The following is a 26819-nucleotide window of genomic DNA, read 5'->3' as shown; positions in this document are numbered from 1 at the left end:
CACTGTTTTTTTATACAGGTTAAATTATAGGGGGATTTTGTCAAAAGGCAAGAAGTGCGGTGAAATTTTTATGAATTTTTCACCGCACTTTAATTAAGGCAGTAAATAGAGATAAACGGTGATCTCTTCCCTATCGTGATACAAATGTTTTGCCTTGAGATTAAATTTAAGTCCTTGTTTATCCAAGGCTTGCTCAATCATTGCTAAACATTCTTTGATTTCCGCATAACGCTTTTTCATTGGCAATTTTAAGTTGAAAATACTGGTGTGACACCAGCCATTGATCAACCATTTTGCGATGAGTTGTGCGATGCGACTAGGCTGTTCCACCATATCACACACTAGCCAATCAATGCGGCGGCGTTTCGGGGGCTGAAATTTAAAGCCATCTTCCGCACAATGCTCAATCCGTCCAGTGTCGTGCAAACTGGCAGCCATTTTTCCGTGATCCACGGCATAAACAAATAAACCACGTTTTACCAGTTGATATGTCCAGCCCCCAGGGCAAGCACCCAGATCGACCGCATATTGGTTTTCGTTCAGATATTGGCTTTCTTTTTGTTTCGGAATAAAAGTTAAGATGGCTTCTTCTAATTTCAGGGTAGAACGGCTTGGCGCGTCTGCGGGGAATTTAAGCCGTTGAATGCCCATAAAATAAGGGGAATGGTTGTGGTTGTAGGAATAGCCGACATAGCACGCGGTGGATTGCAAGAAAAAAACGTGTAAAGTTACCGCACTTTTGTGGCTATCTTTACCCTGTAAAAAGCCGTCTTTTTTCAACGTGTTACGCAACGGCACAGTAAATTTACGGCAAAATCCCGAAAGCTCTTTTGCTTCGTTGGTATCGGCAGTTTCCACAAATAATTCAGTGCTGTTTTTGAGCTTTTTCGCTAATTCACTTTGGCGATATTGCGATAAAATAGGGCTGATGCGATCTTCAGGGGAAAGATATTGCAGTAAATCTGACACCACGATCATTTGGCGAGCAAAAATCAGTTGATTGAAAGGCAATTCTTGCGCAAGACGATCGGCCTCGCCTGCTTGATAACATTCAAAAATCACATAGCCAGAATTCGGCTCAACACGGGCAAAACCAAACACACCGCGCTCACTGGCTTTATCGGTGATTTCTGCGGCTAATTCTTTTTCAAAACCAATACGGCAATATAAGGCAAGTTTATTCATTATTATTTCTTATTTCTTTAATTATCCATTGGCGGAATGCCAAAATTTGTTCATCATTGGCTTTATCTAATTGATTTACCACATAAAAAGATTTTGGATCTTTTAGCTGGGTTGGGAGTACCACTTGTAAATTCCCTTTGTCAATTTCCTGTTGAGCCAGCAGTCGATTAGCAAGCACAATACCTTGTCCGTGTACAGCCGCTTGTAATGCCATAAAAGTATGGCTAAAAATTGGCCCGTGCTGAATATCTAGCCCTTTGAGGTGCAGATAATTCGCCATATTTTGCCAGTTATCACGGGTATGAATATGAATCAGCGTATGTTTTTTAAGATCTCCTGCGGAATGTACAGGCTGTTTAGCCAAGAGTTTTGGCGAGGCAAGCAAGAGCAAATTTTCTTCTGCTAATTTTTCCACTTGCAGATTTTCCCACGCGCCACGTCCATAGTAAATGGCAATATCAATTTCGCGATTTAGCAAACCTTCATCTTGATCTACTCCTGTTAAACGCACTTCAATATCAGGATAAAGCTCATTAAATCTGCTTAAACGCGGCACAAGCCATTGAATACCAAAGGTTTGTGGTACGCTAATGGCAATATGTTTTTCATTTTTTTGCATCATTAATTTTTGCGTAACTTCGGACAAACGGCGCAAAATCTCGGTAACTTCTTTAAAATAAATCAGCCCTAGCTCAGTTAAAACTAACGCACGGTGCTGACGCTTAAATAATTCGATGCCTAAAAAATCTTCTAATAATTTAATTTGATGACTCACCGCAGCTTGGGTAACAAAAAGTTCATCGGCGGCTTTTGTGAAACTTAAATGACGTGCCGCACATTCAAAAGCTTTCAGTGAATTCAAGGGAGGCAAACGTTTATACATAAAATCTTCTCAAATGAAAAATTATCAGTTATACTAACTCACTGATTTATCTATTAGTTTTTTTAATGCAAGGGATAAAAAAATATCCTTTGTTCTCGCCCACGCATCTCACTACAATACATACATACTTAATGATTGGTAATTCCTTATTGGTTAAGAGTTTCGACTTAAGTATGATGTTGTGTTTGCATAGTTCGGGCAACCGAACGGAGTAACTGGTTAGTTACTCATTTCACTTCCTGTATATTTTTTAACCCATTTAGGTTAGACACCGCTCATTTGAGCGGTGTTTTTTTATGTGCAGATCCTACCACAATTTCACTTTGTACCGAAATAGATTTCCTTACTATCACCAAAGAATAAAAAGCATTTTTCTCCTTAATAAAAAACAAATTCAAAAATAACCGCACTTTTATTGTTGCAAGTTTTTGATAATGGTGTAGATTAAAACCATTCTGTTGTAACAACATCATTATTAAGGAAATAAAATGACAATCAAAAATCTCGACTGGCAAAATCTTGGTTTTGGTTATATCAAAACTGATTATCGCTACATTGCATATTGGAAAGATGGCAAATGGTCTAAAGGTGAGCTCACCCAAGATAATGTTTTACACATTAGCGAGGCTTCTAGCTCATTACATTATGGGCAACAATGTTTTGAAGGCTTAAAAGCCTACCGTTGTAAAGATGGCTCAATCAACTTATTCCGTCCTGAGCAAAATGCTGAGCGCTTGCAAAAAAGCTGCCAACGTTTGTTAATGCCCGAAGTCCCGACAGAAATGTTCATTGATGCTTGTAAACAATTAGTTAAAGCAAACCAAGATTGGCTGGCGCCTTATGGCACTGGCGCAACGCTTTATTTACGCCCGTTTGTGATTGGCGTAGGAGATAACTTAGGCTTAAGCCCTGCTACAGAATATATTTTCTCTATTTTCTGTAGCCCAGTAGGTGCCTACTTCAAAGGTGGAATGAAACCAACTAACTTTATCGTATCCGAATACGATCGTGCCGCACCGCACGGCACGGGAGCAGCTAAAGTGGGTGGAAACTATGCAGCTAGCCTTTATCCAGGAAAGCTAGCCAAACAACGCAACTTTAGCGATTGTATTTATCTTGATCCAACCACACACACAAAAATTGAAGAAGTGGGTGCGGCAAACTTCTTTGGTATCACAAAAGACAACAAATTTGTTACGCCACTTTCTCCGTCAATTCTGCCAAGTATTACAAAATATTCTTTGCTCTATTTAGCTAAAGAACGCCTTGGTTTAGAAGCCATTGAGAGCGATATTTATATTAATGAGCTGGATCAATTCAAAGAAGCGGGCGCGTGCGGAACAGCTGCCGTAATTACCCCAATCGGTGGTATTCAGTATGGCGATAATTTCCACGTTTTCTATTCTGAAACGGAAGTAGGCGAAATAACCCAAAAACTTTATAACGAGCTTACAGGCATTCAATTCGGTGATATTGAAGCACCTGAAGGTTGGATTGTAAAAGTGGAATAATTTCCCAAATTCAATCAAGACATAATAAAAAAGGGGCGTTTGCCCCTTTCGTTTTTATACCAAATCCAACGCCACCATTCGGCTTGGTCGGATAACGTTGTTTTTATCCACTTCTGCTACACCAAGAAATTGATTTTCGGCAGAAAACAACCGCACTTGCCCATAAATGCCTTGTGGATTATCAAACTTCACGCGTTGCCCAAAGCCAACGGCTCGGCTTTGTTCGGCACTTAACGCCAACACAGGCAAGGATTTCACTGCACTGTCCATTGGCAGTAAATGCTGATCTAACAGGCTTAAATCCTGCTGTTCGCTTAAAGCTTTGAGATCTTCTAAACTCATCATTGCGTGTTGTGGATAATCAGCCACCGCAAGACGACGCAACATCGTAACGTGCGCGCCACAGCCTAGCACTTCGCCTAAGTCATCAATTAACGTGCGAATATAAGTGCCTTTTGAGCAATGCACTTCCAAGGTTAAATAAGGCGCTTGGTAATCAATAAATTTCAGCTCAAAAATGGTAATTGGACGGGCTTCACGCTCCACAGTGATCCCTGCGCGGGCATATTCATAAAGCGGTTTTCCTTGATGTTTTAAGGCTGAAAACATGGTTGGCACTTGCATAATTTCACCACGGAATTGCTCAAGTGCGGTTAAAATTTGCGAAATTTCCGACTGCACTTCTCGGCGCTCAACCACTTGTCCGTCTGCGTCAGAAGTGTCAGTGCGTTCGCCCAATTTTGCCGTAACCAAATAACGCTTATCAGAATCGAGCAGATATTGCGAAAACTTGGTGGCTTCACCTAAACAAATGGGCAACATTCCTGTAGCAAGGGGATCTAACGCGCCGGTATGCCCTGCTTTATTTGCCTGAAAAAGCCGTTTTACTTGTTGCATAATTTGGTTAGAACTCGCCCCTTGCGGTTTGTCTAACAAAAAAATGCCGTGAATATGACGGCCTTTATTTTTTGCCTTACTCATTGTTTTCTTTGCTGTTTTCGTGGCTTTCTACATCACCTTGGTAGCGTTTTTCATCATCACGAATCACTTCGCTCACCAAGTTGGACATTCTCATTCCTTCCACTAAGGATTTATCATACACAAAGCGTAACTCTGGCACGATACGCAAACGCATTGCTTTAGCCAGTAAAGAACGAATATAAGGCGAGGCTTTTTCCAGCCCTTTCATTCCGCTTTCGATAACGCTGTCATCTTGATCAAATAAGAAAGTTACGAACACTTTTGCGTAAGCCAAATCGCGGGAAACTTCCACATCAGATACGGTTACCATTCCAATGCGAGGATCTTTCACTTCACGTTGTAAAATCACCGCGATTTCTTTTTGTAATTCTTGTGCGACACGGTCACTACGTTTAAATTCTCTTGCCATAACATTTTTCTCTTAATTAAGTGGTTAATGATCGAGGTATAAATAGTTTTTCCAACTATTCATTCTCAATAAAATTTTTCGCATCATTGCTAAATGATGTGCGTGCTCCGTATAAACGGCGACTTCAGCACTCACGCCATAAGGGAGGGAATAGGCGGACATATCGCTTTTCATTTTAAGTAAAACGAGAGCTTTGGCTTCTTCCTTGATAAAAGATTCCGTATATAACGTGCCATTTGCTTGAAGCTCGTGTTCCCCGATGGCAGGCAAAACAGAAACAACTTCAGCTTGAAAAGTTTTCCCCGGAATAGCTGGGAAAACAATTTCAGCCTCATCACCAACGGATAATCGCAACAGTGAATTTTGTCTAAATGCAGCCACATACATTCGATCTTGATGATGCGTAAAGGTCATTACGGGACGAATAGGCAACGTTGTTGCGGTCATTCCAACTTTTAAGAGGTTTTGAGCAATAAAGCCGTCCGTTGGTGCAACAACGACGGTAGAATCAAGGTTAAATTGTGCTTGTTTCAGTGCAGCTTGAGCTTTTGCGATATTCGCGTTCTCATTTTCATATTTTGTCGCAAAGGCATTTTCAACCTTTGTTAAATTTGCTAAAGAAACCGAATAATCCGCCTTGGCGGTGTAATATTCTTTACGTTTCAGATCCAGTTCTGACTGGCTTGCGGCATTGGATTTGATTAATTGCTGATAGCGTTCAAACTCCCGCTTTTTTTGTTCCATTGTGGCTTTTAAGGCTTCAACGGTTGCTTGTGCTGCCTGTTTTTCCGCCTCTAAATTACTCACAGTTTGAACCGCTAATGCCAACTCTGCACTACGCTGATCCACCACCGCTTGGTAAGGGGTAGGATCGATTTTAAATAGCACTTCCCCTTTCTTAACAAGTTGGTTTGCGTTTACAGGGTTCACTTCAATCACCTTGCCGCCAACGTTAGGTATGATAGGCGTAGAAATATAATATTGCGTCGCTAATTTGGTATGCGGGTGGTTATAATTCATCACCAATAACATTGATAATAAAAGGATAACGCCACCAAGCACCGCAGTTGGAACACTCCATTTATTGAGAGGGATTTTAAATAATTTAAAAATCCCTACACACAGAGAGGCGTAAATAACTAGAATCAAAAGTTCCATAATTAAGCGTTCTCCTCAAGTTTCAACGTTGAAGAAGTTGAAGCCATTTTTTGTAGTTCGTTACGCAACTGCATTACGTCCTGCTCTAGTTGGGCATTTTTAACCTCTAAATCAGTCAGTTGTTTATACACTTCGTTATTAAAGGTTTCTTGGATTTTGGCATCTTTTTGATGATTGCCATTCCCCCAACCTTTTTCTTCGTCCCATAGCGTTGCCCAGATCCAAAGGAAGGGCCAAATGATATGAAGTGTAAATAAACTAACCCAACCAGCATAATGCAAGGCTTCTAAATGAGGGTGATTGCGTTTTTTCGCGATTTCATAGGGAATATCGTGAATGACAATAATTCCATAAAAAATGGCGATACAAGCAAAAATGAGAAAAAATAAGGCAATATAGTCCAACATTGTTTTTACTCCACGGGTTAAACTCACAAGAAAGCTGCTCTTTGTCTAACCAAAGAACAGCTTCCATTACTCAGCAATCACTGTTGTCAATAAAGTGGCGAAGAAATTAAATTGAACGTTTAATTTCAACCACTTCAAAGACTTCGATTTGGTCGCCAACTTTGACATCGTTGTAGTTTTTCACGCCAATACCACATTCCATACCGCTACGCACTTCGGCTACGTCATCTTTAAAGCGGCGGAGAGATTCCAATTCCCCTTCAAAGATTACCACGTTGTCGCGTAATACACGGATTGGGTTATTACGTTTCACCACGCCCTCTGTCACCATACAACCTGCGATTGCACCAAATTTCGGGTGACGGAACACATCACGCACTTCCGCAAGACCGATAATTTCTTGCTTGAATTCAGGTTGGAGCATACCACTCATCGCTGCTTTGATTTCGTTAAGTAGTTCATAAATGATTGAATAATAACGTAAATCAATGTTTTCATTTTCAATAATACGGCGTGCTGACGCATCGGCACGCACGTTGAAGCCGACAATAATCGCATTTGAAGCCGCGGCTAAGGTTGCATCGGTTTCGGTAATTCCGCCCACGCCAGAACCGACTACATTCACTTTCACTTCTGGGGTTGAAAGCTCTTGTAAGGCTTGAACGATCGCTTCTACCGAACCTTGAACGTCCGCTTTAACGATAACATTCAATTCTGCCACATCGCCCTCTGCCATATTGCTGAACATATTTTCCAGTTTCGCTTTTTGCTGACGGGCTAATTTCACTTCGCGGAATTTACCTTGACGATACAATGCCACTTCGCGCGCTTTTTTCTCATCACGCACCACGGTAGCTTCATCACCCGCAGAAGGCACACCAGATAAACCTAGCACTTCTACTGGAATTGATGGGCCTGCTTCGCTAATGTCTTTACCGTTTTCATCACGCATTGCTCGCACACGGCCGTATTCAAAGCCACAAAGTACAATATCACCACGGCGTAATGTACCTGATTGAACGAGGATTGTTGCCACTGGGCCGCGGCCTTTATCAAGGTAAGATTCAATCACCACACCCGTTGCCATTCCGTCTTTCACTGCACTGAGTTCTAACACTTCAGATTGTAATAAGATGGCTTCTAGTAGTTCATCAACCCCTGTTCCTTTTTTCGCAGAAACATAAACGAATTGCGTATCCCCACCGAATTTTTCGGCGATTACTTCGTGTTGCAATAATTCTTGCTCTACGCGATCTGGGTTGGCTTCAGGTTTATCAATTTTGTTCACTGCCACCACAATTGGCACGCCTGCTGCTTTCGCGTGTTGGATCGCTTCGATAGTTTGTGGCATCACGCCATCATCAGCCGCCACCACAAGCACTACGATATCCGTGGCTTTTGCACCACGCGCACGCATTGAGGTAAAGGCTGCGTGTCCTGGGGTATCCAAGAAAGTGATCATTTTGCCGTCATCGGTTTCAACGTGATATGCACCAATGTGCTGGGTAATCCCACCCGCTTCGCCTGCTGCCACTTTCGCTTTACGAATGTAGTCAAGTAAAGAGGTTTTACCGTGGTCAACGTGCCCCATAATGGTAACTACTGGCGCACGATTTACTTTTTCCGCATTCACATCACGATCGCCTAATACAGATTCTTCTAGCTCATTTTCTTTACGCAGGATCACTTTGTGTCCCATTTCTTCGGCAACAAGCTGTGCGGTTTCTTGGTCGATCACTTGGTTGATGGTTACCATTTCGCCCATTTTCATCATTGTTTTGATGATTTCGGTGGCTTTCACCGCCATTTTGTTGGCTAATTCCGCCACGGTAATGGTTTCACCAATCACCACATCACGGTTTACTGGTGCGGCTGGTTTAGTAAAGCCTTGTTGTAAGCTGCTGCCTTTTTTACCTTGTTTACCTTTAAAGCCTTTTCCGCCTTTAGCATCTTTTTGGTTACGGCGATTGGATTCACGCTCGTTTTTGTTGCTATCGTCTTCGCGTCCGCCTTTTTTCGCTTTGGCTACTTTATTTTTGCCACGACCACGATTTTCATTACGGCGTTCTTCTTCATCTTCCGCTTCACGCGCATAACTTGAAGTGAGATGATAATCTGAATAATCTTCAGAATTTTCATTTTTTTCATCCGCACTTGCAAGATCTGCATAACGTTTTGCTTCTTCTGCGGCTTTGCGTGCTTGCTCTTCCGCTTTTTGACGAGCTAATTCATCAGCTTTACGGCGTAACTCGGCTTCTTCCGCTTTCAAGCGTTCTTTTTCTTCATCAACCGCTTTGTTAGCAGTTTCTTTTGCTGATTTTTCTGCTTTTTCTTTCGCTTTTTGTTCAGCTTGGCGTTTTGCCTGTTCAGCTTTTTCCGCTTCTTTTTTCGCTTTTTCAGCTTCTTTCTGCGCTTTTTCTGCGGCTGCTTTTTCTTCTGCCGCTTTCTTTTCCGCTTCTTGTTTTGCTTTTAAGCGTGCTTCTTCTTCCGCACGGATAGCTGCTTCCGTTGGCACAGTACGTTTTTTACGCACTTCCACTTGTACAGTTTTGTTTTTACCTGTACTGGTTGTGGTGCTTGCCGTGGTTTTCGTACGGCGCTGTATGCTTAATTTTTTCGGTGCATCCGATTTTTTTACTTCATCTACCATAATTTTACACCCCTTTTTATTCTTCGCTGAACCAACAAATGTTGCGTGCTGCCATAATTAAATCCGCTGCTTGCTCAGCGCTTAATTCTTCAATATCGGCTAAATCATCAACACCTTGCTCCGCTAATTCTTCTAAGGTGGTGATTTGTTTTTCTGCAAGTTTGAACGCAAGATGACGGTTCATTCCTTCAAGATTGAGTAGCTTGTCTTCAATATGCGCTTGTTTTAATGCTTCTTCTTCCGCTAATGCAGCGGCTGTTAGTGCATCTTTCGCGCGGGTTTGCAATTCTTCCACTAAATCTTCATCTTCTAAGCCATCAATCGCAGTAAGTTCGCTCACTGGCACATAGGCTAACTCTTCTAAATTAGTGAAGCCCTCTTCAACCAGAATTTGCGCGAATTCTTCGTCAATTTCTAAGGCGTTCATAAAGAGTTTCAACACTTTGTTATCTTCAGCTTGATGTTTTTCATTTAGCTCTTCAGTGGTCATTACATTTAACGCCCAACCTGTAAGCTGTTTGGCTAAACGTACGTTTTGACCATTGCGTCCGATGGCTTGTGGTAAGTTTTCTGCTTCAACGGCAATATCCATAGAATGGTTATCTTCATCAACCACGATAGACGTTACATCGGCTGGAGCCATTGCGTTAATCACAAATTGTGCAGGATTGTCGTCCCACAATACGATGTCCACACGCTCACCACCTAGTTCATTGGTGATAGCTTGCACTCGCGCACCACGCATACCCACGCAAGCACCCACTGGATCAATACGTTTATCATTGCTTTTCACGGCAATTTTGGCACGGGAACCTGGGTCACGCGCTGCGCCTTTAATTTCAATTAGCTCTTCGCCAATTTCTGGTACTTCAATGCGGAAAAGCTCAATGATCATTTCAGGTTTCGCACGGGTAACAAAAAGCTGTGCGCCTTTGCTTTCTGGGCTAACACGGTATAACACGCCACGCACACGATCACCAGGGCGGAAATTCTCGCGCGGTAACATATCTTCACGCAAAATTACCGCTTCTGCTTGCTGACCTAAATCTAAAATAATATTTTCACGGTTTACTTTTTTCACCGTTCCCGTAACAATTTCGCCTTCATTAGAACGGAATTGTTCAACGATTTTATTACGCTCCGCTTCACGGATTTTGCTGCTGATCACTTGGCGTGCAGTTTGCATTGTAATACGGTCAAATGCCACCGATTCGATTTGATCTTCGACATAATCACCCACTTGCACATTTGGATCTTCAAATTGTGCCGCTTCAAGGGTGATTTCTTTTGTTGGGTTAGTCACTTCGTCCACCACTAACCAACGGCGGAAGGTGTCAAATTCACCCGTTTTTGGATCGATCACCACACGCACATCAATTTCTTGCTCGTATTTCTTTTTAGTAGAAAGGGCAATGGCACTTTCTAATGCTTCAAAAATCTTTTCGCGTGGTAATAATTTTTCATTTGATACGGCTTCTGCCGCCAATAAAATCTCTTTACTCATTTTTATTCTTCCTATCTAAAATTAAAATTTTGCTACCACATTGGCTTTTTGAATGTTGCCAAATACCAATACTTGCGGTTGCCCATCTACGAGCAAGGTGATCATATCATTTTCAATTTTTTCTAATTTACCTTGCCATTTACGGCGTTCCAACACAGGAATACGCAAATGCACCATAATTTCTTCGCCAATATAGCGTTGATATTGTTCAAGGGTAAATAATGGACGATCTACACCTGGTGAAGACACTTCAAGGTTATATTTATCCGCAATCGGATCTTCCACATCTAAAATGGCGCTAACTTGACGGCTTACATCCGCGCAATCATCAATGCTCACCCCACCTTCTTTATCAATATAAATACGCACGGTTAAAAAACGGCCTGCGCGCTGACATTCAATACCCCAAAGTTCGCAGCCTAAATCCTCAATAGAACCTTTTAATAAATCTGATAATTTCTCTTCTAAAGTTGCCAAAACAACCTCCTTAATCAAACTTAGGACGTAAAAAAAGGGCTAATCAGCCCAGTTCTACATCTAAATTGCTCGTACAAAAAAACCCCAAAATTGGGGTTCTTTCTACTGAACTTGTTATGAATTGGTTGCGGGGGCTGGATTTGAACCAACGACCTTCGGGTTATGAGCCCGACGAGCTACCAAGCTGCTCCACCCCGCGTCCGAAATATGTGGCGTATTATACGGATTGAAAAACAAATAGCAAGCCTTAATCAGAAAAAACTTGCAAAAAAAGCACCGCACTTATTTTTTTGACGTGTTTTCAAACAAGCGATAAATGGCGATTAAATCCATTCTTGCAATGGGTTTAAAAGGCAATAATAAATAATATAACCAGCGGTTTTTAGCAATAAAGGATTGTGTTTGTTGCCAAATTTCTGGCTCGCAATATTGCTGATATTTTTCTACCGTTAAACGCATTTGCTCATCAGAAATGCAATCAGAACGCCCAAGACTATGGATAAAAATCAAGCTATCTCGTACCTTTTGCCAATTTAGCTTGGCGTGATTAGAACGGGATTCAAAATCAATAAATTGTACCTTGCCATCGTGCCACGCCATATCACGCAGCGCTGGGCGGCCGTGAACTAAGCCTTTTTTATGCAAATCCGTTAAGGCCTTTGCGCCGTCGGCTAGAATAGCCAATTTTTCATCAGAACTGAGATCTGGCTTATCCACCCAATAACTGATGGTTTTGCCTGCATCTTTTAGTACTAAAAAATCTTCGCCAAATACCATTAATTTTGGCACTGGGGCATTTTTTTCAGCTAAATATTGTAAGGTTTTCAATTCATTTTGAAATGCCTTTTGCGGTTGCGGTTTGAGTAAACGCCACACGCCTTTGAGTTGTTCAGGTTGTTTGAGCCAATAGCGCTGATTGTCATAATCAAAGCTCACTATTCGCTCACCTTTGTGCTGTTTAAGCAAGGCCTGTACCTTTTCTTGAAATTCACTATTTTGTGCCGACATCAAACAACCTCATTTTTACTTAATCATTATTTCCAAACATCAGGATTCACGCCACGTTTAAGTAGCTCTGGATGTTCTTCAATTTTAAATTCTGGCTCACGAATACCAGCTTTAATTTGGCGTTGATAATCTTTTAATAACGTCCACACAATCGGTGAAAGTAATACAATAGACACCAAGTTAATTAGCGCCATCACCGCCATTACGGTATCAGCAAAGTTCCACACCACATTGCCTGAATTCACCGCGCCGAAGTACACGAAAAATAGCACCACTAAGCGGAAAATAAACACTACCACTGGGCGATTTTTCAAGAAGCGGATATTGCTTTCTGCATAGGCATAGTTACCAATGATGGAAGAAAATGCAAATAACAATAAGATGAACGCAAGGAAATGCAAGCCAAACTCACCAACGTGATATTGTAGCGCATTTTGCGTGAGGGAAATGCTTTTCAGCGTTTCGCCGCCGTAGTTGTCTGATAGCAAAATGATGATGGCCGTACAAGAACACACAATAATGGTATCCACAAACACGCCAAGCATTTGGATTAAACCTTGGCTTACTGGGTGCTTAACATCGGCTGAAGCGGCAGCATTTGGCGCAGACCCCATACCTGCCTCATTCGAGAATAAACCACGCTTAATTCCCATTAACATTGCTTTAGAGAAAATCGCCCCGAACATACCGCCAGCCATTGCGTCAAAAGAGAACGCACTATGAATAATATTACTGATTACAGTTGGGATCATTTCAATGTTCATTCCCATAATGATCGCTGCCATAATTAAATAAAACAGCGCCATTGTTGGCACAACTTTAGCGGAAACTTTACCGATACGCTTCACACCGCCGAAAATAATCAAGGCGGTTAAAATCACCAAACCCGTTCCCACATAACTTGGATTCCATTTCCACGCATTGCCTGTTGCCTCAACAATCGCATTGGATTGCACCGCATTGAAAGCAAAACCAAAGGTAAAGATTAATGCGATGGCAAAGCAGGCAGCCAACCAGCGAGATTTTAAGCCTTGCACAATATAATAAGCAGGGCCACCACGGCTCACGCCATCTTTATCTTTTAATTTATATAATTGAGCAAGAGAAGATTCCGCTACCGCACTGGACATTCCGATCAACGCCGTAACCCACATCCAGAACACCGCGCCTTCACCGCCAATGGCAATCGCTGTGGCTACCCCACCAATATTGCCCACGCCCACACGGCTGGCTAAGCCTGTCGCAAAGGCTTGGAATGGCGTTAAAGAATCCCCCGTAGAGGCACGTCCAAACCACATCTCACGCAAACTTTGTGGAAATAAGCGTAACTGCACTAATCCTGTGGTGAGCGTAAAGAAAATACCCACGCCTAATAAAGTGATTACGGTAATATCCCAAATTGGGCCATCAAATGTTTCCACAAACCACGTCAAGGCCTGTTCTACATTGCTGATAATTTGCTCAATCATAAACTTCTCCTCATAATGAAAGCAGGCATTTTAATGGATTTTATATAAAGAGAGAATAATCAGGATAAAAATAAGAATAAAAACTCAATAAAGTATCAAATAGTAGAAACTTTTCAAAAAATAACCGTAGTTTATTATTTTATATTTAATACACTTACTAAAAAGAGTGAGCATACTCCCGGTAAAAAACTAAAAATTATTCATAATCCATAAAAACGATACCGTTTTAATCTATGCTGTTGATCGCCTCACAGCAAAACACGCTGAGTGGAAAATGCCTTTAATTTGCAAAAATGTGAGCTATATCACATTCTATTTTTAATAAACGCTTACAATGAAATTGAAATTGTGGTTTAATAATTTTAAAATTAGTAAATTAAAAATAACAAACTTAACGACAACCTAATTTAAGAAGTTAAAGGAGCAACTATGTCAAACATCTTAGATCAATTCTCACTGAAAGGAAAAATTGCTTTAGTTACAGGCGCATCATACGGTATCGGCTTTGCTATCGCTTCTGCATTAAGCCAAGCAGGAGCAAAAATCGTATTCAACGATGTAAATGAAGAAAACTTGAAAAAAGGCCTCGCCGCTTATAAAGAAGCAGGCATTGATGCGCACGGTTATTTATTTGATGTAACCGATGAAAACGCAGTAAAAGAACACGTTGCCAAAATTGAAAACGAAGTGGGCGTGATTGACATTCTTGTAAACAATGCGGGTATCATTCAACGTATCCCTATGTTAGAAACCACCGCAGCGGACTATCGTAAAATTATTGATATTGATTTAACTGGACCGTTCATTATGTCAAAAGCCGTGTTACCGTCAATGATCAAAAAAGGACACGGTAAAATTATCAACATCTGCTCAATGATGAGTGAATTAGGCCGTGAAACCGTGGTGGGCTACGCTTCTGCTAAAGGCGGCTTAAAAATGCTTACCAAAAATATTTGTTCAGAATTTGGTGAAGCGAACATTCAATGTAACGGTATCGGCCCGGGTTACATCGCTACCCCACAAACCGCACCATTACGCGAAAGACAACCAGACGGCTCTCGCCACCCATTCGATCAATTCATCATCGCCAAAACCCCTGCCGCTCGCTGGGGAACACCCGAAGATCTCGCAGGCGCTGCGGTGTTCTTATCCTCTGACGCCTCAAACTTTATCAACGGCCATATTCTATACGTTGATGGCGGTATCCTGGCGTATATTGGTAAACAGCCGTAAATCGCGGATTAGTTTTGATTTAAGTGAGAATGTAGAAGATCGTGAGATTTTCTACATTTTTTATTTCTCTACTCCATTCGCCTATTCCAAAATAAAAACGCCCCAAGTTTCCTTGAGGCGCATAAATAAAAATCAAAATTAGCGTGAAAGAAACAACGCTGCTGCACCGCGGACGCCGCCGGAATCGCCGTATTTGGCTTTTTTGATCACTGGCACTTTGGCACTACGCATTAGGTGTTTAGGCAGGGCTTTTGGTAGTGCTTCGTAGAGATAATCAAAGTTGGATAAACCGCCGCCGAGTACGATTAAATGCGGATCAAGGGCGGTGATGATGTTGCCGATAGAAATGGCAGCGAGTTCCACAAACATTTCCACAAATTCCACCGCACTTTGATCTTTGGCGTAAAAACGCTGGATAATTTCTTTGGCAGATAGGCTTTCCCCTTTGAGATCACGATACAGCATTTCAAAGCCACGGCCTGAAAGATAGGTGTCTAAGCAGGCTTGATTGCCGCAGCCGCAAGGGTAAATCGGTGCCTTATCCCAGCCAAGCAATTTTAAGGCGTGGTAATTCAGCTGCATATGCCCTAGTTCGCCCGCCATTCCGATTTGTCCTGAGTAGATTTTGCCGTCAATCACTAAACCGCCGCCAAAACCTGTACCAAGGATTAAGCCTAACACGCTTGGATATTGCTGATTTTCTTCTGCCCAAGCCTCTGATAAGGCAAAACAATTTGCGTCATTTTCTGCCCGCACTTCGCGATCTAAACGCTGGCTTAAATCTTGTAAAATAGGTTTGTTGTCTGCTACGCGAATATTGGTGATTTCCGCCAAGCTTGTTTCGTGATTCACAAAGCCCGGTAAGCCCAGCCCTACTGTGCCTTTTTCGCCAAATTTTTCATCAGCTTTTTTCACTAAATTAACAATGGTATCAAGCCATTGTTCGTAGCTGTCTTTTGGGGTATCCACCCGCTCCGAATATTGTTTTTCCAATTTTTCATTAAATACGGCAAGCTCAATTTTCGTGCCGCCGATATCAAATCCGTATAACATTGTTCACCTCCAAAATAATGAAAAATCTGACCGCACTTTATTATTGCGCTCTATCTTGCAAAGTGCGGTTAAAAATTGGTTTGTTTTTGATCCAATCGAATAATCCACAATGAAACACCCACGCCAGCAATATGGAAACCAATAAATCAATCGGGTAATGCATTCCTAAACGCAAACGGCTGACTAGCATTAACACCGCCCAAACGGCAATGCCTGCAGTGAGATATTTCATTCCTTTATTGTTACGTCCAAGCAACTGCCCAAATCCTACTGCAAGCATTAGCCAAGTAGCGGCAAAAATGCTGTGGCCAGAGGGGAAAGAATAGCCTGTTTCTTTGCTACGGTGATGTACTAAATGCATATCAATTTGTTTATCCGCATAATAATCCAACACGATTTGTTCGCGTACATCGCGAGGTTGATCGTAAAAATACTCAGGGCTAATGCTTGATTTTTCCGTCAATTGCACAATAAAAGGACGAGGTTCCGCAAACACCGTTTTGAGCGCCGATTTCATCCCTTGGGTTACCCCAACAGAAATCGCCATCACTGCAATCACCGCAAGGGCTTGTTTTTTATCTGCAATACAGAAAAAATATGCAACAGCAAACACGCCACAAGTGATAATGGCATAAGGCACACTACCTGTTTCGGTAATAAAATAAAGCAACGTATCAATTTGTGTATAATTTGTACCCCCTTGCCAATGCCAGTTAATTAACCACGCAAAAAAAGGCACACAACAAAGCAATAAGGTATATAATGATAAGCGTTTTAACATTTTAATCACTCCATAAATTTGAGTGCATAGTTTAGCATTATTCAATAAAAAAAGAATGAAGGATTTAGCGATGACAAAAATTCAACGGGTTACGGAAGCCAATTTACCGACCGAATTTGGTTTATTCCGCATTGTGGGCTTTGAGTTTCCCGACACTAAAAAAGAACACGTTGCCTTAGTAATGGGCGATATTTCAAATCCAGATGAGCCTGTTTTAGCCCGCATTCACTCCGAATGTTTAACGGGCGATGCGTTACATAGCCTGAAATGCGATTGCGGTTTTCAGCTTGCCACAGCACTACGTCAAATTAGTGAGGAAGGGCGAGGCGTGCTGATTTATCACCGCGAAGAGGGGCGTGGCATTGGCTTAATTAACAAGATCCGTGCTTATTCTTTACAAGATCAAGGAATGGATACCATTGAAGCCAACCTTGCTTTGGGCTTTGCCGCAGATGAGCGTAATTTTGAAGTTTGCGCGGATATTTTTGATCTACTCGGTGTAAAACAAGTTCGCTTGCTCACCAACAACCCAAATAAAATCGATACAATGAAAAAAGCGGGGATCAACGTGGTGGAACGCGTTCCGTTAAACGTAGGCGAAAACCGTTACAACACGGAATATTTAGACACCAAAGCAAAAAAAATGGGACATTTCATCGTGCATAACAATCAAAAACACTTGATGACTTGCCCACATTGTCAGGAAGAAATTCCACAAAAAAAATGACCGCACTTTAGACTATGAAGTAAGTGGCTCAGTATTCTGAGCCATTTTTGCGATCACTATCGCAAATTTTACATACGCCAATTCACAACACAATATCGTCTCGTTAGTCTATTCTCATTTTGAAGTCGATACCGTTTTAAACATAATGCAAATTCAGTTTTTAGAAAGTATATTTGAAAATATCCGACATCAGTTTACTTATTTTACTATTGCCAACGTTGATTACATTATTGATTTTTCAGACGATATCGATCTTTTAGCTAACCTCACTGAGAACCAAGAAATCCTGAGTCTGCTTAATCATAAAAAAGCATACACCGTAAAATTCGCCGTAAGAGATTACTACGAAAGTTCACAAAATCACATTGATCTTTACGCTCCGCCTAAAGGAAAAAAATTTTCTCGAACCAACATACAAGAATTGAAACAACAACTTGAATCATTGCTTTACTATCACTATTTACAATATCAATCTGAATGCTATTTTTTTATTGCGGAAAGACCCTCTTTAGTACGAATGTATCAAAAAATGTGCGATAATCGACATCCAATTCTAGACGGATTTCAAGCTATCACCAAATTAGGTGATAACCAAGATTGTTTTATTATCAAAACCCCTCATTATGGAGAAATATAATGAAAGAGCAAAAATACAGTGCTGTAGAGCTAAAACGCCAAGCAATGGAATTATCTCGATTGGCTTACCAACAGGCAAAAAAGAATGCTGCGAAATCACCACACACCAATACGAAATAACCTAAATAATGCTTAACGAACAAGAAAAACAAGCCAGACAGAAAGCGTTACAATTTGCTATTAATAATCGTCTTGAGGGGTTACATCTTAGCCCTGAAATTCTCGCCCATTTCCCAAAATGGATAGTAGGCGAACTAACAGCCACAGAACTTAAAACAAGCATAAAGTTTTCCTAGCTGCGGAATTGATTTACAAGTCATCAAACCAGCTAAATACAAAAAACACTACTTTTTTGCTGAAAAATACATAAAATAGACAGCACATTTGCACCCTGAATAAAATATTGTTAAAGTGCGTGGCAAATTTTGCCGAAATAAAACTAGGAATAACAAATGAGCCAAGAATATTTAGATTTTGAACTCCCGATTGCTGAACTTGAAGCAAAAATTGAATCCTTGCGTGCAGTGGCGGGGCAAGATGATGAAATTAATCTTGATGATGAAATTGCTCGCTTACAGAAAAAAAGCGAAGAATTAACCAAAAAAACCTTTGCCAACTTAGATGCGTGGCAAGTTTCTCGTATGGCTCGCCACCCAAATCGTCCTTATACATTGGATTACATCGAACAAATTTTCACCGAGTTTGAAGAACTCGCAGGCGATCGTGCTTTTGCAGATGATAAAGCCATTGTGGGTGGTTTAGCCCGTTTAGACGGCAAGCCTGTTATGGTGATTGGTCACCAAAAAGGACGCACGGTAAAAGATAAAGTGAAACGTAACTTTGGTATGCCAGCCCCTGAAGGCTATCGCAAAGCGTTACGTTTAATGGAAATGGCAGAACGTTTTAAATTGCCAATCATCACCTTTATTGACACCCCAGGTGCGTACCCTGGTGTGGGCGCGGAAGAGCGTGGACAATCAGAAGCCATTGCGCGTAACCTGCGTGAAATGTCAATGCTAAAAGTGCCAATTATTTGTACGGTAATTGGTGAAGGCGGTTCTGGTGGCGCGTTAGCCATTGGCGTGGGCGATAAAGTCAATATGTTGCAATACAGCACTTATTCCGTGATTTCCCCAGAGGGCTGTGCGTCTATTTTATGGAAAAGCGCCGATAAAGCCTCTACCGCCGCAGAAGTGATGGGTTTAACCGCAGATCGTCTGCAAAAATTACAACTTATCGATAACATTATCCCTGAGCCATTAGGCGGTGCGCATCGTGATTATGCCCAAATGGCACAAAATCTAAAACAGCGTTTACTGGCTGATTTGGCTGATTTAGAAATTCTTGATCCTGATACCTTGTTAGAACGCCGTTACCAACGCCTAATGAGCTACGGTTATTGCTAAATAAAAATGTGCGGTTTTTTAACCGCACTTTTACTTTCAAGCGTTATTAGAAAGCATAAAGGATAGCAAAATGAAACATCTTCTTTCCATTCAATCTCACGTTGTTTACGGTTATGCGGGCAATAAATCTGCCACTTTTCCAATGCAATTACTCGGCATTAATGTGTGGGCGTTGAACACCGTACAGTTTTCCAATCACACTCAATATGGCCAATGGACGGGAATGGTAATGCCACCAGAACAAATTGGGGAAATCGTGCAAGGCATTGATAATATTGGTCAATTATATCAATGTGATGCGGTGATTTCAGGTTATATCGGTGCGGCGGAGCAAGTGGAAGAAATCATTAATGCGGTGCAAAAAGTGAAATCTCGCAACCCTAACGCAGTTTATTTATGTGATCCCGTGATGGGACACCCTGACAAAGGTTGCATTGTGGCTGATGGCGTGAAAGAAAATCTCATCAACCTTGCTATGGCGAAAGCCGATATTATCACGCCTAATTTAGTGGAGCTGCGTGAGCTGAGCGGTTTGCCAGTAGAAAACTTTGCTCAAGCCATTGAAGCGGTAAAAGTGATTTTATCCAAAGGGCCGAAAAAAGTGCTAGTGAAACACCTCAGCAAAGTGGGGCAAGATCCAAGCCAATTTGAAATGTTGCTCGCCAACCAAGAGGGCATTTGGCATATTAGCCGCCCACTTCATCAATTTAAGAAAGAACCTGTGGGCGTGGGCGATTTAACCGCAGGGCTATTTATGGCGAATTTACTCAATGGCAAAAGCGATGTGGAAGCCTTTGAGCATACCGCCAATGCCGTGAATGATGTAATGACGGTAACGCAACAGCAGGATAATTATGAACTGCAAATTGTGGCAGCGCGTGAACAAATTGTTCGCCCTGTGAGCCAATTTAACGCAGTGAAAATCGCCTAATATTGCCCTTGCTATGACGCTAATTGAGCAATTTCAACAGCAATTACAACGCCAGCCCCACTCGCATTTTCTGATTGCCTTAAGCGGTGGGCTGGATTCTACGGTCTTGCTTGCGCTTTTAGCAAAATTACGCGAAAAACAACCGCACTTCCAGCTGCGTGCGATCCATATTCATCACGGCTTAAGCCCAAATGCAGATGATTGGGTGCGCCACTGCCAACAGCTTTGCCAACAATTTTCCATTCCCTTGATCGTAGAAAAAGTTCAACTGACACAAGGAATGGGCATTGAAGCTGCCGCACGTCAAGCGCGCTATCAAGCCATCGCTCGCCATATTTTAGCGCAAGAGATTTTGCTCACCGCCCATCATCAACAAGATCAAACCGAAACCTTTTTCCTCGCCTTAAAACGTGGTAGTGGCGTCAGCGGTTTATCCGCAATGAAAGCGCAAAGTGCGGTGTTTAATCTGAATATTTTTCGTCCCCTACTCGGCTTTTCACGCCAACAACTTTGGCAATATGCTACGGAAAATCAGCTGTCGTGGATTGAAGATGAAAGCAATCAAGATAGCCAATACGAACGCAATTTTTTACGCAATCAAATTTTGCCCCAACTGCGTGAACGCTGGGCGTATTTCGATCAAGCTGTGCAACGCAGTGCGAACCATTGTACCGAGCAACAACAGCTTTTAGCAGAATTATTACAGCCAGAGCTAGAAAAATATGCAGACAAAACGCACCGCACTTTTGATTTAACAGATTTCTCGCAATGGTCTGATTTGAAACAAAAAGCCCTACTCCGCTTATGGCTGGAAACCTTGCAGCAACCAATGCCGTCCACCAAACAATTGGAACAATTGATTCAAGACGTGATTTTTGCCGAAACAGATCGCAACCCGCAATTTCAATTGGGCGATAAAATGCTGCGCCGTTATCAGCAGCGCCTGTATTTAACGGAAATCTTCGCCGATCTTCGTGCGCTAAAGATTCCCGTTCGCTTAAATCAGCAGATTGAATTGCCTGACAATCTCGGTGAAATCCGCTTCACCCAAACCAAATCAGCCATTCAAATTCAATGGCAAGGGAAAAGCTATCCGTTGCCATTAACCGATGCGCCGATCTCAATCCGTTTTGCTTATTCGGGCAAAGTGCGCAATGCGCAAGGCGTTCATCAAGACATCAAAAAACTGTGGCAAGCGCACAATGTGCCAGTCTGGCAACGCACGCACACTCCGCTGATTTTTTATGGCGAACACTTCCAAAGTGCGGTGGGATTTTTTCAAAATTTTGCATCTGAAAGCAAATAAAACTTGCTCAATTTGCACCGCACTTTTCCCCGCATAAAGATAAGGTTTGACACAATCCCACCTTATTTCTATTATGCCTGTTATTAAATCTAAGTCATCACAATAAGTCGTAACAAAATGAAACTACATCCTTCTTTTTCTCTTATCCAACAAGCCCTTAAAGATCGCATTCTTATTTTAGATGGTGCAATGGGGACGATGATCCAGCAATATAAACTCACCGAAGCAGATTTCCGCGGTGAACGCTTTAAAGACAGCACGATCGATCTACGCGGCAATAATGATTTACTTACGCTTACTCAGCCTTTGGTGATTCAAGCGATTCACGAAAAATATCTTGCTGCAGGGGCGGATATTATCGAAACCAACACCTTTTCCGCCACCACCATTGCGCAAGCGGATTATGCCCTTGAAAGCATTGCTTATGAGCTGAATTTTGCTGGCGCGAAATTGGCGCGTTTGTCGGCGGATAAATATAGCACGCCAGAAAAACCACGTTTTGTAGCTGGCGTGCTTGGGCCGACTAACCGCACCGCCTCTATTTCGCCTAATGTGAACGATCCTGCTTACCGCAATATCACCTTTATGCAGTTGGTTGATGCCTATGCAGAAGCCACCAAAGGATTAATCGAAGGCGGTGCGGATCTCATTATGATCGAAACCATTTTTGATACGCTCAATGCTAAAGCGGCGGCATTCGCCATTGATCAAGTGTTTGAAGAACTTGACATCAAATTGCCAATTATGATTTCAGGCACGATTACCGATGCCTCAGGGCGCACCCTTTCAGGGCAAACTACGGAGGCCTTTTATAACTCGTTGCGCCACGTTAAGCCATTAAGCTTTGGATTAAACTGCGCCCTTGGGCCAAAAGAATTGCGTCAGTATGTGGAAGTGATGTCAAAAATCTGCGAAACCTTTGTTTCTGTTCACCCGAATGCAGGCTTACCAAATGCCTTTGGCGGTTATGATTTAGGCGCAGAAGAAATGGCCGCTTATATTCAAGAATGGGCGCAAAACGGCTGGCTGAATATTGTGGGCGGCTGTTGCGGAACAACCCCTGAGCATATCCACGCCATTGCAGAAGTGGTGAAAAACGTGCCGCCAAGAGCCTTGCCTGATTTGCCTGTGGCAATGCGTTTATCTGGCTTAGAACCGTTAAACATTGATGAAAACAGCCTATTTGTAAACGTGGGCGAACGTAATAATGTTACTGGTTCAGCGAAATTTAAAAAATTAATTAAAGAAGATCGCTATGCTGAAGCCATTGAGATTGCCATTGACCAAGTAGAAAATGGCGCTCAGGTGATTGATGTGAATATGGACGAAGCCTTGCTCGATAGCGAAAAATGTATGGTTCAATTCCTGAATATTATGGCAACCGAACCTGATGCTGCGAAAGTGCCAGTGATGATCGATTCTTCTAAATGGGAAGTGATCGAAGCGGGCTTGCAATCAATTCAAGGCAAAGGGATTGTAAATTCCATTTCCCTGAAAGAAGGTAAAGAAAAATTTGTTGATCAAGCCAAATTGATCCGCCGTTACGGTGCAGCCGCCGTGGTGATGGCGTTTGATGAAGTGGGACAAGCAGATACCGAAGAACGCAAGGTGGAAATCTGTACCCGCGCTTACCATATTTTGGTTGATGAAGTGGGCTTTCCACCAGAAGACATTATTTTTGACCCGAATATTTTCGCCATCGGTACAGGGATTGAAGAACACAATAACTATGGGGTAGATTTCATTAATGCCACAGGACGCATTAAGCGCTCACTCCCCCACGCTAAAATTTCTGGCGGTGTGTCCAATGTTTCCTTCTCATTCCGTGGCAACAATCCAATGCGTGAAGCCATTCACGCCGTTTTCCTTTATCACGCCATCAAACAAGGTATGGATATGGGGATCGTCAATGCAGGGCAACTGGCAATTTATGATGATCTTGATCCTGAACTGCGTGAAATTGTCGAAGATGCGGTGCTAAATCGCCGTGCAGATGCCACCGATCGCCTGCTTGATATTGCGGATAAATACAAAGGTTCAGCCAGCGAAAGCAGTGATAATACCGTGGCAGAATGGCGTACTTGGCCGGTGGAAGAACGTTTAAAACACGCCTTAGTGAAAGGCATCACTAGCCATATTATTGAAGATACAGAAGAAGCGCGCCTGCAATTTAGCTCACCGCTAGAAGTGATCGAAGGCCCGTTAATGGCAGGAATGGATGTGGTAGGCGATCTCTTTGGCGACGGTAAAATGTTCTTACCGCAAGTGGTGAAATCTGCCCGCGTAATGAAACAATCGGTCGCCTATTTAGAACCTTTTATCAACGCCACCAAACAGCAAGGTGTATCAAGCGGAAAAGTGGTGATCGCTACGGTAAAAGGCGATGTGCACGACATTGGCAAAAATATCGTGAGCGTTGTTTTGCAATGTAATAATTTTGAAGTCATTGATTTAGGGGTAATGGTACCTGCCGATAAAATTATTGAAACCGCCATTAATGAAAAGGCAGATATTATCGGCTTAAGTGGTTTAATCACGCCATCGTTAGATGAAATGGAATATTTCTTAGGTGAAATGAACCGTTTGGGATTAAGCCTTCCCGTACTGATTGGCGGTGCAACCACGTCAAAAGAACATACCGCCATCAAGCTCTATCCAAAATACAAGCACGAAGTGATCTACACCACCAATGCGTCCCGTGCAGTAACGGTTTGTGCTGCATTGATGAACCCAGAAAGCAAAGCAGAACTTTGGCAACGAACCAAAAAAGAATACGAAAAAATTCAGCATAGCTTTGCTAATCGTAAACCTCTGCGCCAACAGCTTCCGATTGAAGAAGCGCGTGTTAACGCTTTCCCAGCGTTTTCTGGCGAATGGGCGGATTATCAAGTGCCACAACCAAAACAAACAGGCATTGTGGAATACAAAAATGTGCCAATTTCCACCTTACGCCAATTTATTGACTGGTCGCCATTTTTCCGTTTATGGGGATTAATGGGGGGCTACCCTGATGCTTTTGATTATCCAGAGGGTGGTGAAGAAGCGCGCAAAGTCTATAATGATGCGCAACAAATGCTTGATGAATTTGAGCAAAACGGCAAACTCAAACCAAGTGGAATTATGGGCATTTTCCCAGCCTATCGCAAGGGCGATGATATTGAAATTTATCAAAATTCTGACCGCACTTCTGTGACAGGCGTGGCGCATCATCTGCGCCAACAAAGTGAACGTGGCAAAAATAGCAAAAGCCCTTATAACGTCGCCTTAAGTGATTTTATTGCTGATCGTGAAAGCGGCCAACAAGATTGGTTCGGAATGTTTGCGGTGTGCGCAGGAATTGAAGAACACGATTTAGTAGAAGGATTCAAAGCCGCAGGCGATGATTACAGCGCTATTTTACTGCAAGCCGTTGGCGACCGCTTAGCCGAAGCGATGGCAGAATATTTACACTTTGAGCTTCGCACAAAAGTTTGGGGCTATTCCAATGAAACCTTCGATAACGAAAATCTGATCGCAGAAAATTATGTGGGTATCCGCCCCGCACCGGGCTACCCAAGCTGCCCAGAACACACCGAAAAACAACTAATTTGGGATTTACTTGAAGTGGAACAACGCATTGGAATGAAACTTACCGAAAGTTACGCAATGTGGCCCGCTGCCAGCGTCTGCGGTTGGTACTTCACCCACCCTGCCAGCAACTACTTCACCCTAGGCCGCATTGACCAAGACCAAGCCTTAGACTACGCTCAACGCAAAGGCTGGAACGAAAAAGAAATGCACAAATGGCTTGGGGTTTCGATGAAGTAAATTGAAATCAGTAAACTAAAAAAGTGCGGTGAAAAATCACCGCACTTTTTCTATTTATCAATAAACGTTTCTAATTCTTCTAAATGATCATTAGCTATCTTGATAAAGGGTTCTAATAACTCAAAAATCTCTTTCGCTAATCGACGAGTGCTAACTTCCTTCCAAACTTTTCCGTCCCAATTTTTTAAGTTTCCATTGCAAAATTCCCATTGCATCCACCTTTTATCAGATCCTTGAAATCCTTCTGATTTAAATATTTTTTCTAATCTTTGATAATTTTCCTGTGAGATATTATCTTTAGTAGCCCAAAAACCATAATATGCCTTATGATAATTTCTATCACTAAATTCTACTCCGATCCCCCAAGGATAATTTTTATCTTCTTTATCAAGATAAATACCTTCTTTATGTACATTATAAAAATGCCAGTTATATTCAATCATTCTCGAATATTTTTTGTTATCGTTAAGCATCTTCTGAAGTTGTTGAACTAAACTATCTTCTAATTTTTGATAAATATTATCTGATAACTCCAATAACGTTATTGCTGTTTCAATCCAATTAGGCTTTTCCACTAGCTTATCTAATAGTTGGTTATTTTCTTTTGTTTCATTCATAATATCTTCCTTTAAAAATTGTATAAAACTCTGACAAAAAGCTCGAATATTTGGAGCAACTATTGGTGTTTGTTCTAGCCACTTAATCAGATCTTCTGCACCAATAACTTTTGCTTGATTATCTTGAATTAATTTTTTCCATTTATCTGTATTAATAGATTTTTCACTAGGCTGCTGTTTAAATAGGGATAGATAGACCAAACAGGCAAACTTAGGGCTATACCTTTCATTAGTAATATCTTCCCAGTAATCTTCTAATTGGCTATTTTGATCGGCTGCATATCTTAACTTATTTTCAATAGAAATAATCCATTGGCATTCATTATGTAAAAAACCTTCAATAAAAACATCGTGTCTTCTATTGTTAATAGTTGCTTTCTCACAAGTTACCGACACCTTGTTATAAGACAAGTATTCTGGCAGTTCTAAATATTTTAATAAACTATTTAAAAATAATTCTTGCTGTCCGTGATTTTGACTAGGATCAAGTAAGAATGCAATGATTTCAGATAAACCATTTTCATTAGTTCTTATAAATTGAAAAGGGCTAAAACGGCTCGCATTATATAATTCTGCTTTAGCATTTTCACGTTGAAAAAAATCGAGTGCTTCATGAATTTCATCTAAGAATTTAAGTGGTTCACTTGTCATTTTATTTTCTCATATTTGATTAATATTTA

The 26819-nt window shown here is 41.7% G+C and carries 24 protein-coding genes and 1 tRNA gene; 10 read left to right on the top strand and 15 right to left on the bottom strand.

Features of this window, described 5'->3' with window-relative positions; translation table 11 throughout:
* Positions 1-93: 93 nt before the first annotated feature.
* A complete protein-coding gene (rlmM, locus tag ACLS0A_RS03760; protein WP_416082470.1) occupies positions 94-1185 on the bottom strand; it encodes a 23S rRNA (cytidine(2498)-2'-O)-methyltransferase RlmM in 1092 nt (363 codons plus the stop codon).
* Complete coding sequence (locus tag ACLS0A_RS03755) at positions 1178-2068, bottom strand: transcriptional regulator GcvA (protein WP_416082471.1); 891 nt, start codon at positions 2066-2068, stop codon at positions 1178-1180. Before ACLS0A_RS03755 ends, rlmM begins: the two co-directional genes overlap by 8 nt.
* Positions 2069-2556: 488 nt before the next feature.
* Between ACLS0A_RS03755 and ACLS0A_RS03750 the strand changes: the two genes are divergently transcribed.
* Positions 2557-3579, top strand: a complete 1023-nt coding sequence (locus ACLS0A_RS03750; RefSeq protein WP_416082472.1) for a branched-chain amino acid aminotransferase — start codon at positions 2557-2559, stop codon at positions 3577-3579.
* A 54-nt stretch (positions 3580-3633) separates the two neighbouring features.
* On the opposite strand, the gene truB is transcribed toward ACLS0A_RS03750, so the two are convergent.
* From truB to ACLS0A_RS03700, 10 genes are all read right to left on the bottom strand, one after another.
* A complete protein-coding gene (truB, locus tag ACLS0A_RS03745) occupies positions 3634-4560 on the bottom strand; it encodes a tRNA pseudouridine(55) synthase TruB (RefSeq protein ID WP_416082473.1) in 927 nt (308 codons plus the stop codon).
* The gene (gene rbfA, locus ACLS0A_RS03740; protein ID WP_416082474.1) at positions 4553-4969 is read right to left on the bottom strand and encodes a 30S ribosome-binding factor RbfA; all 417 of its coding nucleotides are present in this window, start codon (positions 4967-4969) and stop codon (positions 4553-4555) included. The genes truB and rbfA overlap by 8 nt, the downstream gene beginning before the upstream one ends.
* A 24-nt stretch (positions 4970-4993) precedes the next feature.
* A complete protein-coding gene (locus ACLS0A_RS03735; RefSeq protein ID WP_416082475.1) occupies positions 4994-6127 on the bottom strand; it encodes an HlyD family secretion protein in 1134 nt (377 codons plus the stop codon).
* Between the two features lie 2 nt (positions 6128-6129).
* Positions 6130-6561, bottom strand: a complete 432-nt coding sequence (locus ACLS0A_RS03730; RefSeq protein ID WP_416082476.1) for a DUF3302 domain-containing protein — start codon at positions 6559-6561, stop codon at positions 6130-6132.
* Between the two features lie 79 nt (positions 6562-6640).
* Entirely contained in the window at positions 6641-9184 is a 2544-nt protein-coding gene (gene infB, locus ACLS0A_RS03725) for a translation initiation factor IF-2 (RefSeq protein ID WP_330933887.1), read from the bottom strand.
* 16 nt (positions 9185-9200) lie between these two features.
* Entirely contained in the window at positions 9201-10688 is a 1488-nt protein-coding gene (nusA, locus tag ACLS0A_RS03720; protein ID WP_103852568.1) for a transcription termination factor NusA, read from the bottom strand.
* 21 nt (positions 10689-10709) lie between these two features.
* Entirely contained in the window at positions 10710-11165 is a 456-nt protein-coding gene (rimP, locus tag ACLS0A_RS03715) for a ribosome maturation factor RimP (protein ID WP_416082477.1), read from the bottom strand.
* 122 nt (positions 11166-11287) lie between these two features.
* Positions 11288-11364: transfer RNA gene (locus tag ACLS0A_RS03710), tRNA-Met, on the bottom strand.
* Between the two features lie 83 nt (positions 11365-11447).
* Positions 11448-12176 (bottom strand): protein kinase family protein, encoded by a 729-nt coding sequence (locus ACLS0A_RS03705; RefSeq protein WP_416082478.1) that lies wholly within the window; start codon positions 12174-12176, stop codon positions 11448-11450.
* Between the two features lie 23 nt (positions 12177-12199).
* Complete coding sequence (locus ACLS0A_RS03700) at positions 12200-13642, bottom strand: alanine/glycine:cation symporter family protein (RefSeq protein ID WP_416082479.1); 1443 nt, start codon at positions 13640-13642, stop codon at positions 12200-12202.
* Positions 13643-14071: 429 nt separating this feature from the next.
* Between ACLS0A_RS03700 and ACLS0A_RS03695 the strand changes: the two genes are divergently transcribed.
* A complete protein-coding gene (locus tag ACLS0A_RS03695; protein ID WP_103854843.1) occupies positions 14072-14875 on the top strand; it encodes a gluconate 5-dehydrogenase in 804 nt (267 codons plus the stop codon).
* 138 nt (positions 14876-15013) lie between these two features.
* Here the strand turns inward: ACLS0A_RS03695 and nagK are convergent, their stop codons facing one another.
* Both nagK and ACLS0A_RS03685 read right to left on the bottom strand, forming a co-directional pair.
* Positions 15014-15928, bottom strand: a complete 915-nt coding sequence (gene nagK / locus ACLS0A_RS03690) for an N-acetylglucosamine kinase (protein ID WP_416082480.1) — start codon at positions 15926-15928, stop codon at positions 15014-15016.
* A gap of 40 nt (positions 15929-15968) precedes the next feature.
* Positions 15969-16709, bottom strand: a complete 741-nt coding sequence (locus tag ACLS0A_RS03685) for a phosphatase PAP2 family protein (protein WP_416082481.1) — start codon at positions 16707-16709, stop codon at positions 15969-15971.
* A 70-nt stretch (positions 16710-16779) separates the two neighbouring features.
* Between ACLS0A_RS03685 and ribA the strand changes: the two genes are divergently transcribed.
* The 8 genes from ribA (at position 16780) to metH (ending at position 25522) form a co-directional block, all read left to right on the top strand.
* Positions 16780-17436, top strand: coding sequence for a GTP cyclohydrolase II (ribA, locus tag ACLS0A_RS03680; RefSeq protein WP_410680149.1), 657 nt, complete (start codon positions 16780-16782; stop codon positions 17434-17436).
* Between the two features lie 145 nt (positions 17437-17581).
* Positions 17582-18073, top strand: coding sequence for a helicase (locus tag ACLS0A_RS03675; protein ID WP_416082482.1), 492 nt, complete (start codon positions 17582-17584; stop codon positions 18071-18073).
* Complete coding sequence (locus ACLS0A_RS03670; RefSeq protein ID WP_416082483.1) at positions 18073-18192, top strand: transcriptional regulator; 120 nt, start codon at positions 18073-18075, stop codon at positions 18190-18192. Before ACLS0A_RS03675 ends, ACLS0A_RS03670 begins: the two co-directional genes overlap by 1 nt.
* A gap of 8 nt (positions 18193-18200) precedes the next feature.
* Positions 18201-18368, top strand: coding sequence for an antitoxin VbhA family protein (locus ACLS0A_RS03665; RefSeq protein ID WP_416082484.1), 168 nt, complete (start codon positions 18201-18203; stop codon positions 18366-18368).
* A 156-nt stretch (positions 18369-18524) separates the two neighbouring features.
* Positions 18525-19478 (top strand): acetyl-CoA carboxylase carboxyl transferase subunit alpha, encoded by a 954-nt coding sequence (gene accA / locus ACLS0A_RS03660; RefSeq protein WP_416082485.1) that lies wholly within the window; start codon positions 18525-18527, stop codon positions 19476-19478.
* 70 nt (positions 19479-19548) lie between these two features.
* Complete coding sequence (gene pdxY / locus ACLS0A_RS03655; protein ID WP_416082486.1) at positions 19549-20409, top strand: pyridoxal kinase PdxY; 861 nt, start codon at positions 19549-19551, stop codon at positions 20407-20409.
* A 13-nt stretch (positions 20410-20422) separates the two neighbouring features.
* On the top strand, positions 20423-21715 hold the full coding sequence (gene tilS / locus ACLS0A_RS03650; RefSeq protein ID WP_416082487.1) for a tRNA lysidine(34) synthetase TilS: 1293 nt from the start codon (positions 20423-20425) through the stop codon (positions 21713-21715).
* A gap of 117 nt (positions 21716-21832) precedes the next feature.
* Positions 21833-25522, top strand: a complete 3690-nt coding sequence (gene metH, locus ACLS0A_RS03645) for a methionine synthase (protein WP_416082488.1) — start codon at positions 21833-21835, stop codon at positions 25520-25522.
* Between the two features lie 50 nt (positions 25523-25572).
* Here the strand turns inward: metH and ACLS0A_RS03640 are convergent, their stop codons facing one another.
* A complete protein-coding gene (locus ACLS0A_RS03640) occupies positions 25573-26790 on the bottom strand; it encodes a PD-(D/E)XK nuclease family protein (protein WP_416082489.1) in 1218 nt (405 codons plus the stop codon).
* Positions 26791-26819 lie beyond the last annotated feature (29 nt).

The organism is Avibacterium volantium (assembly GCF_049366555.1).
In the GTDB taxonomy this organism is placed as follows: domain Bacteria; phylum Pseudomonadota; class Gammaproteobacteria; order Enterobacterales; family Pasteurellaceae; genus Avibacterium; species Avibacterium volantium_A.
Note: the sequence above shows the minus strand (reverse complement) of the source record. Positions and strands in the feature narration are given on the sequence as shown.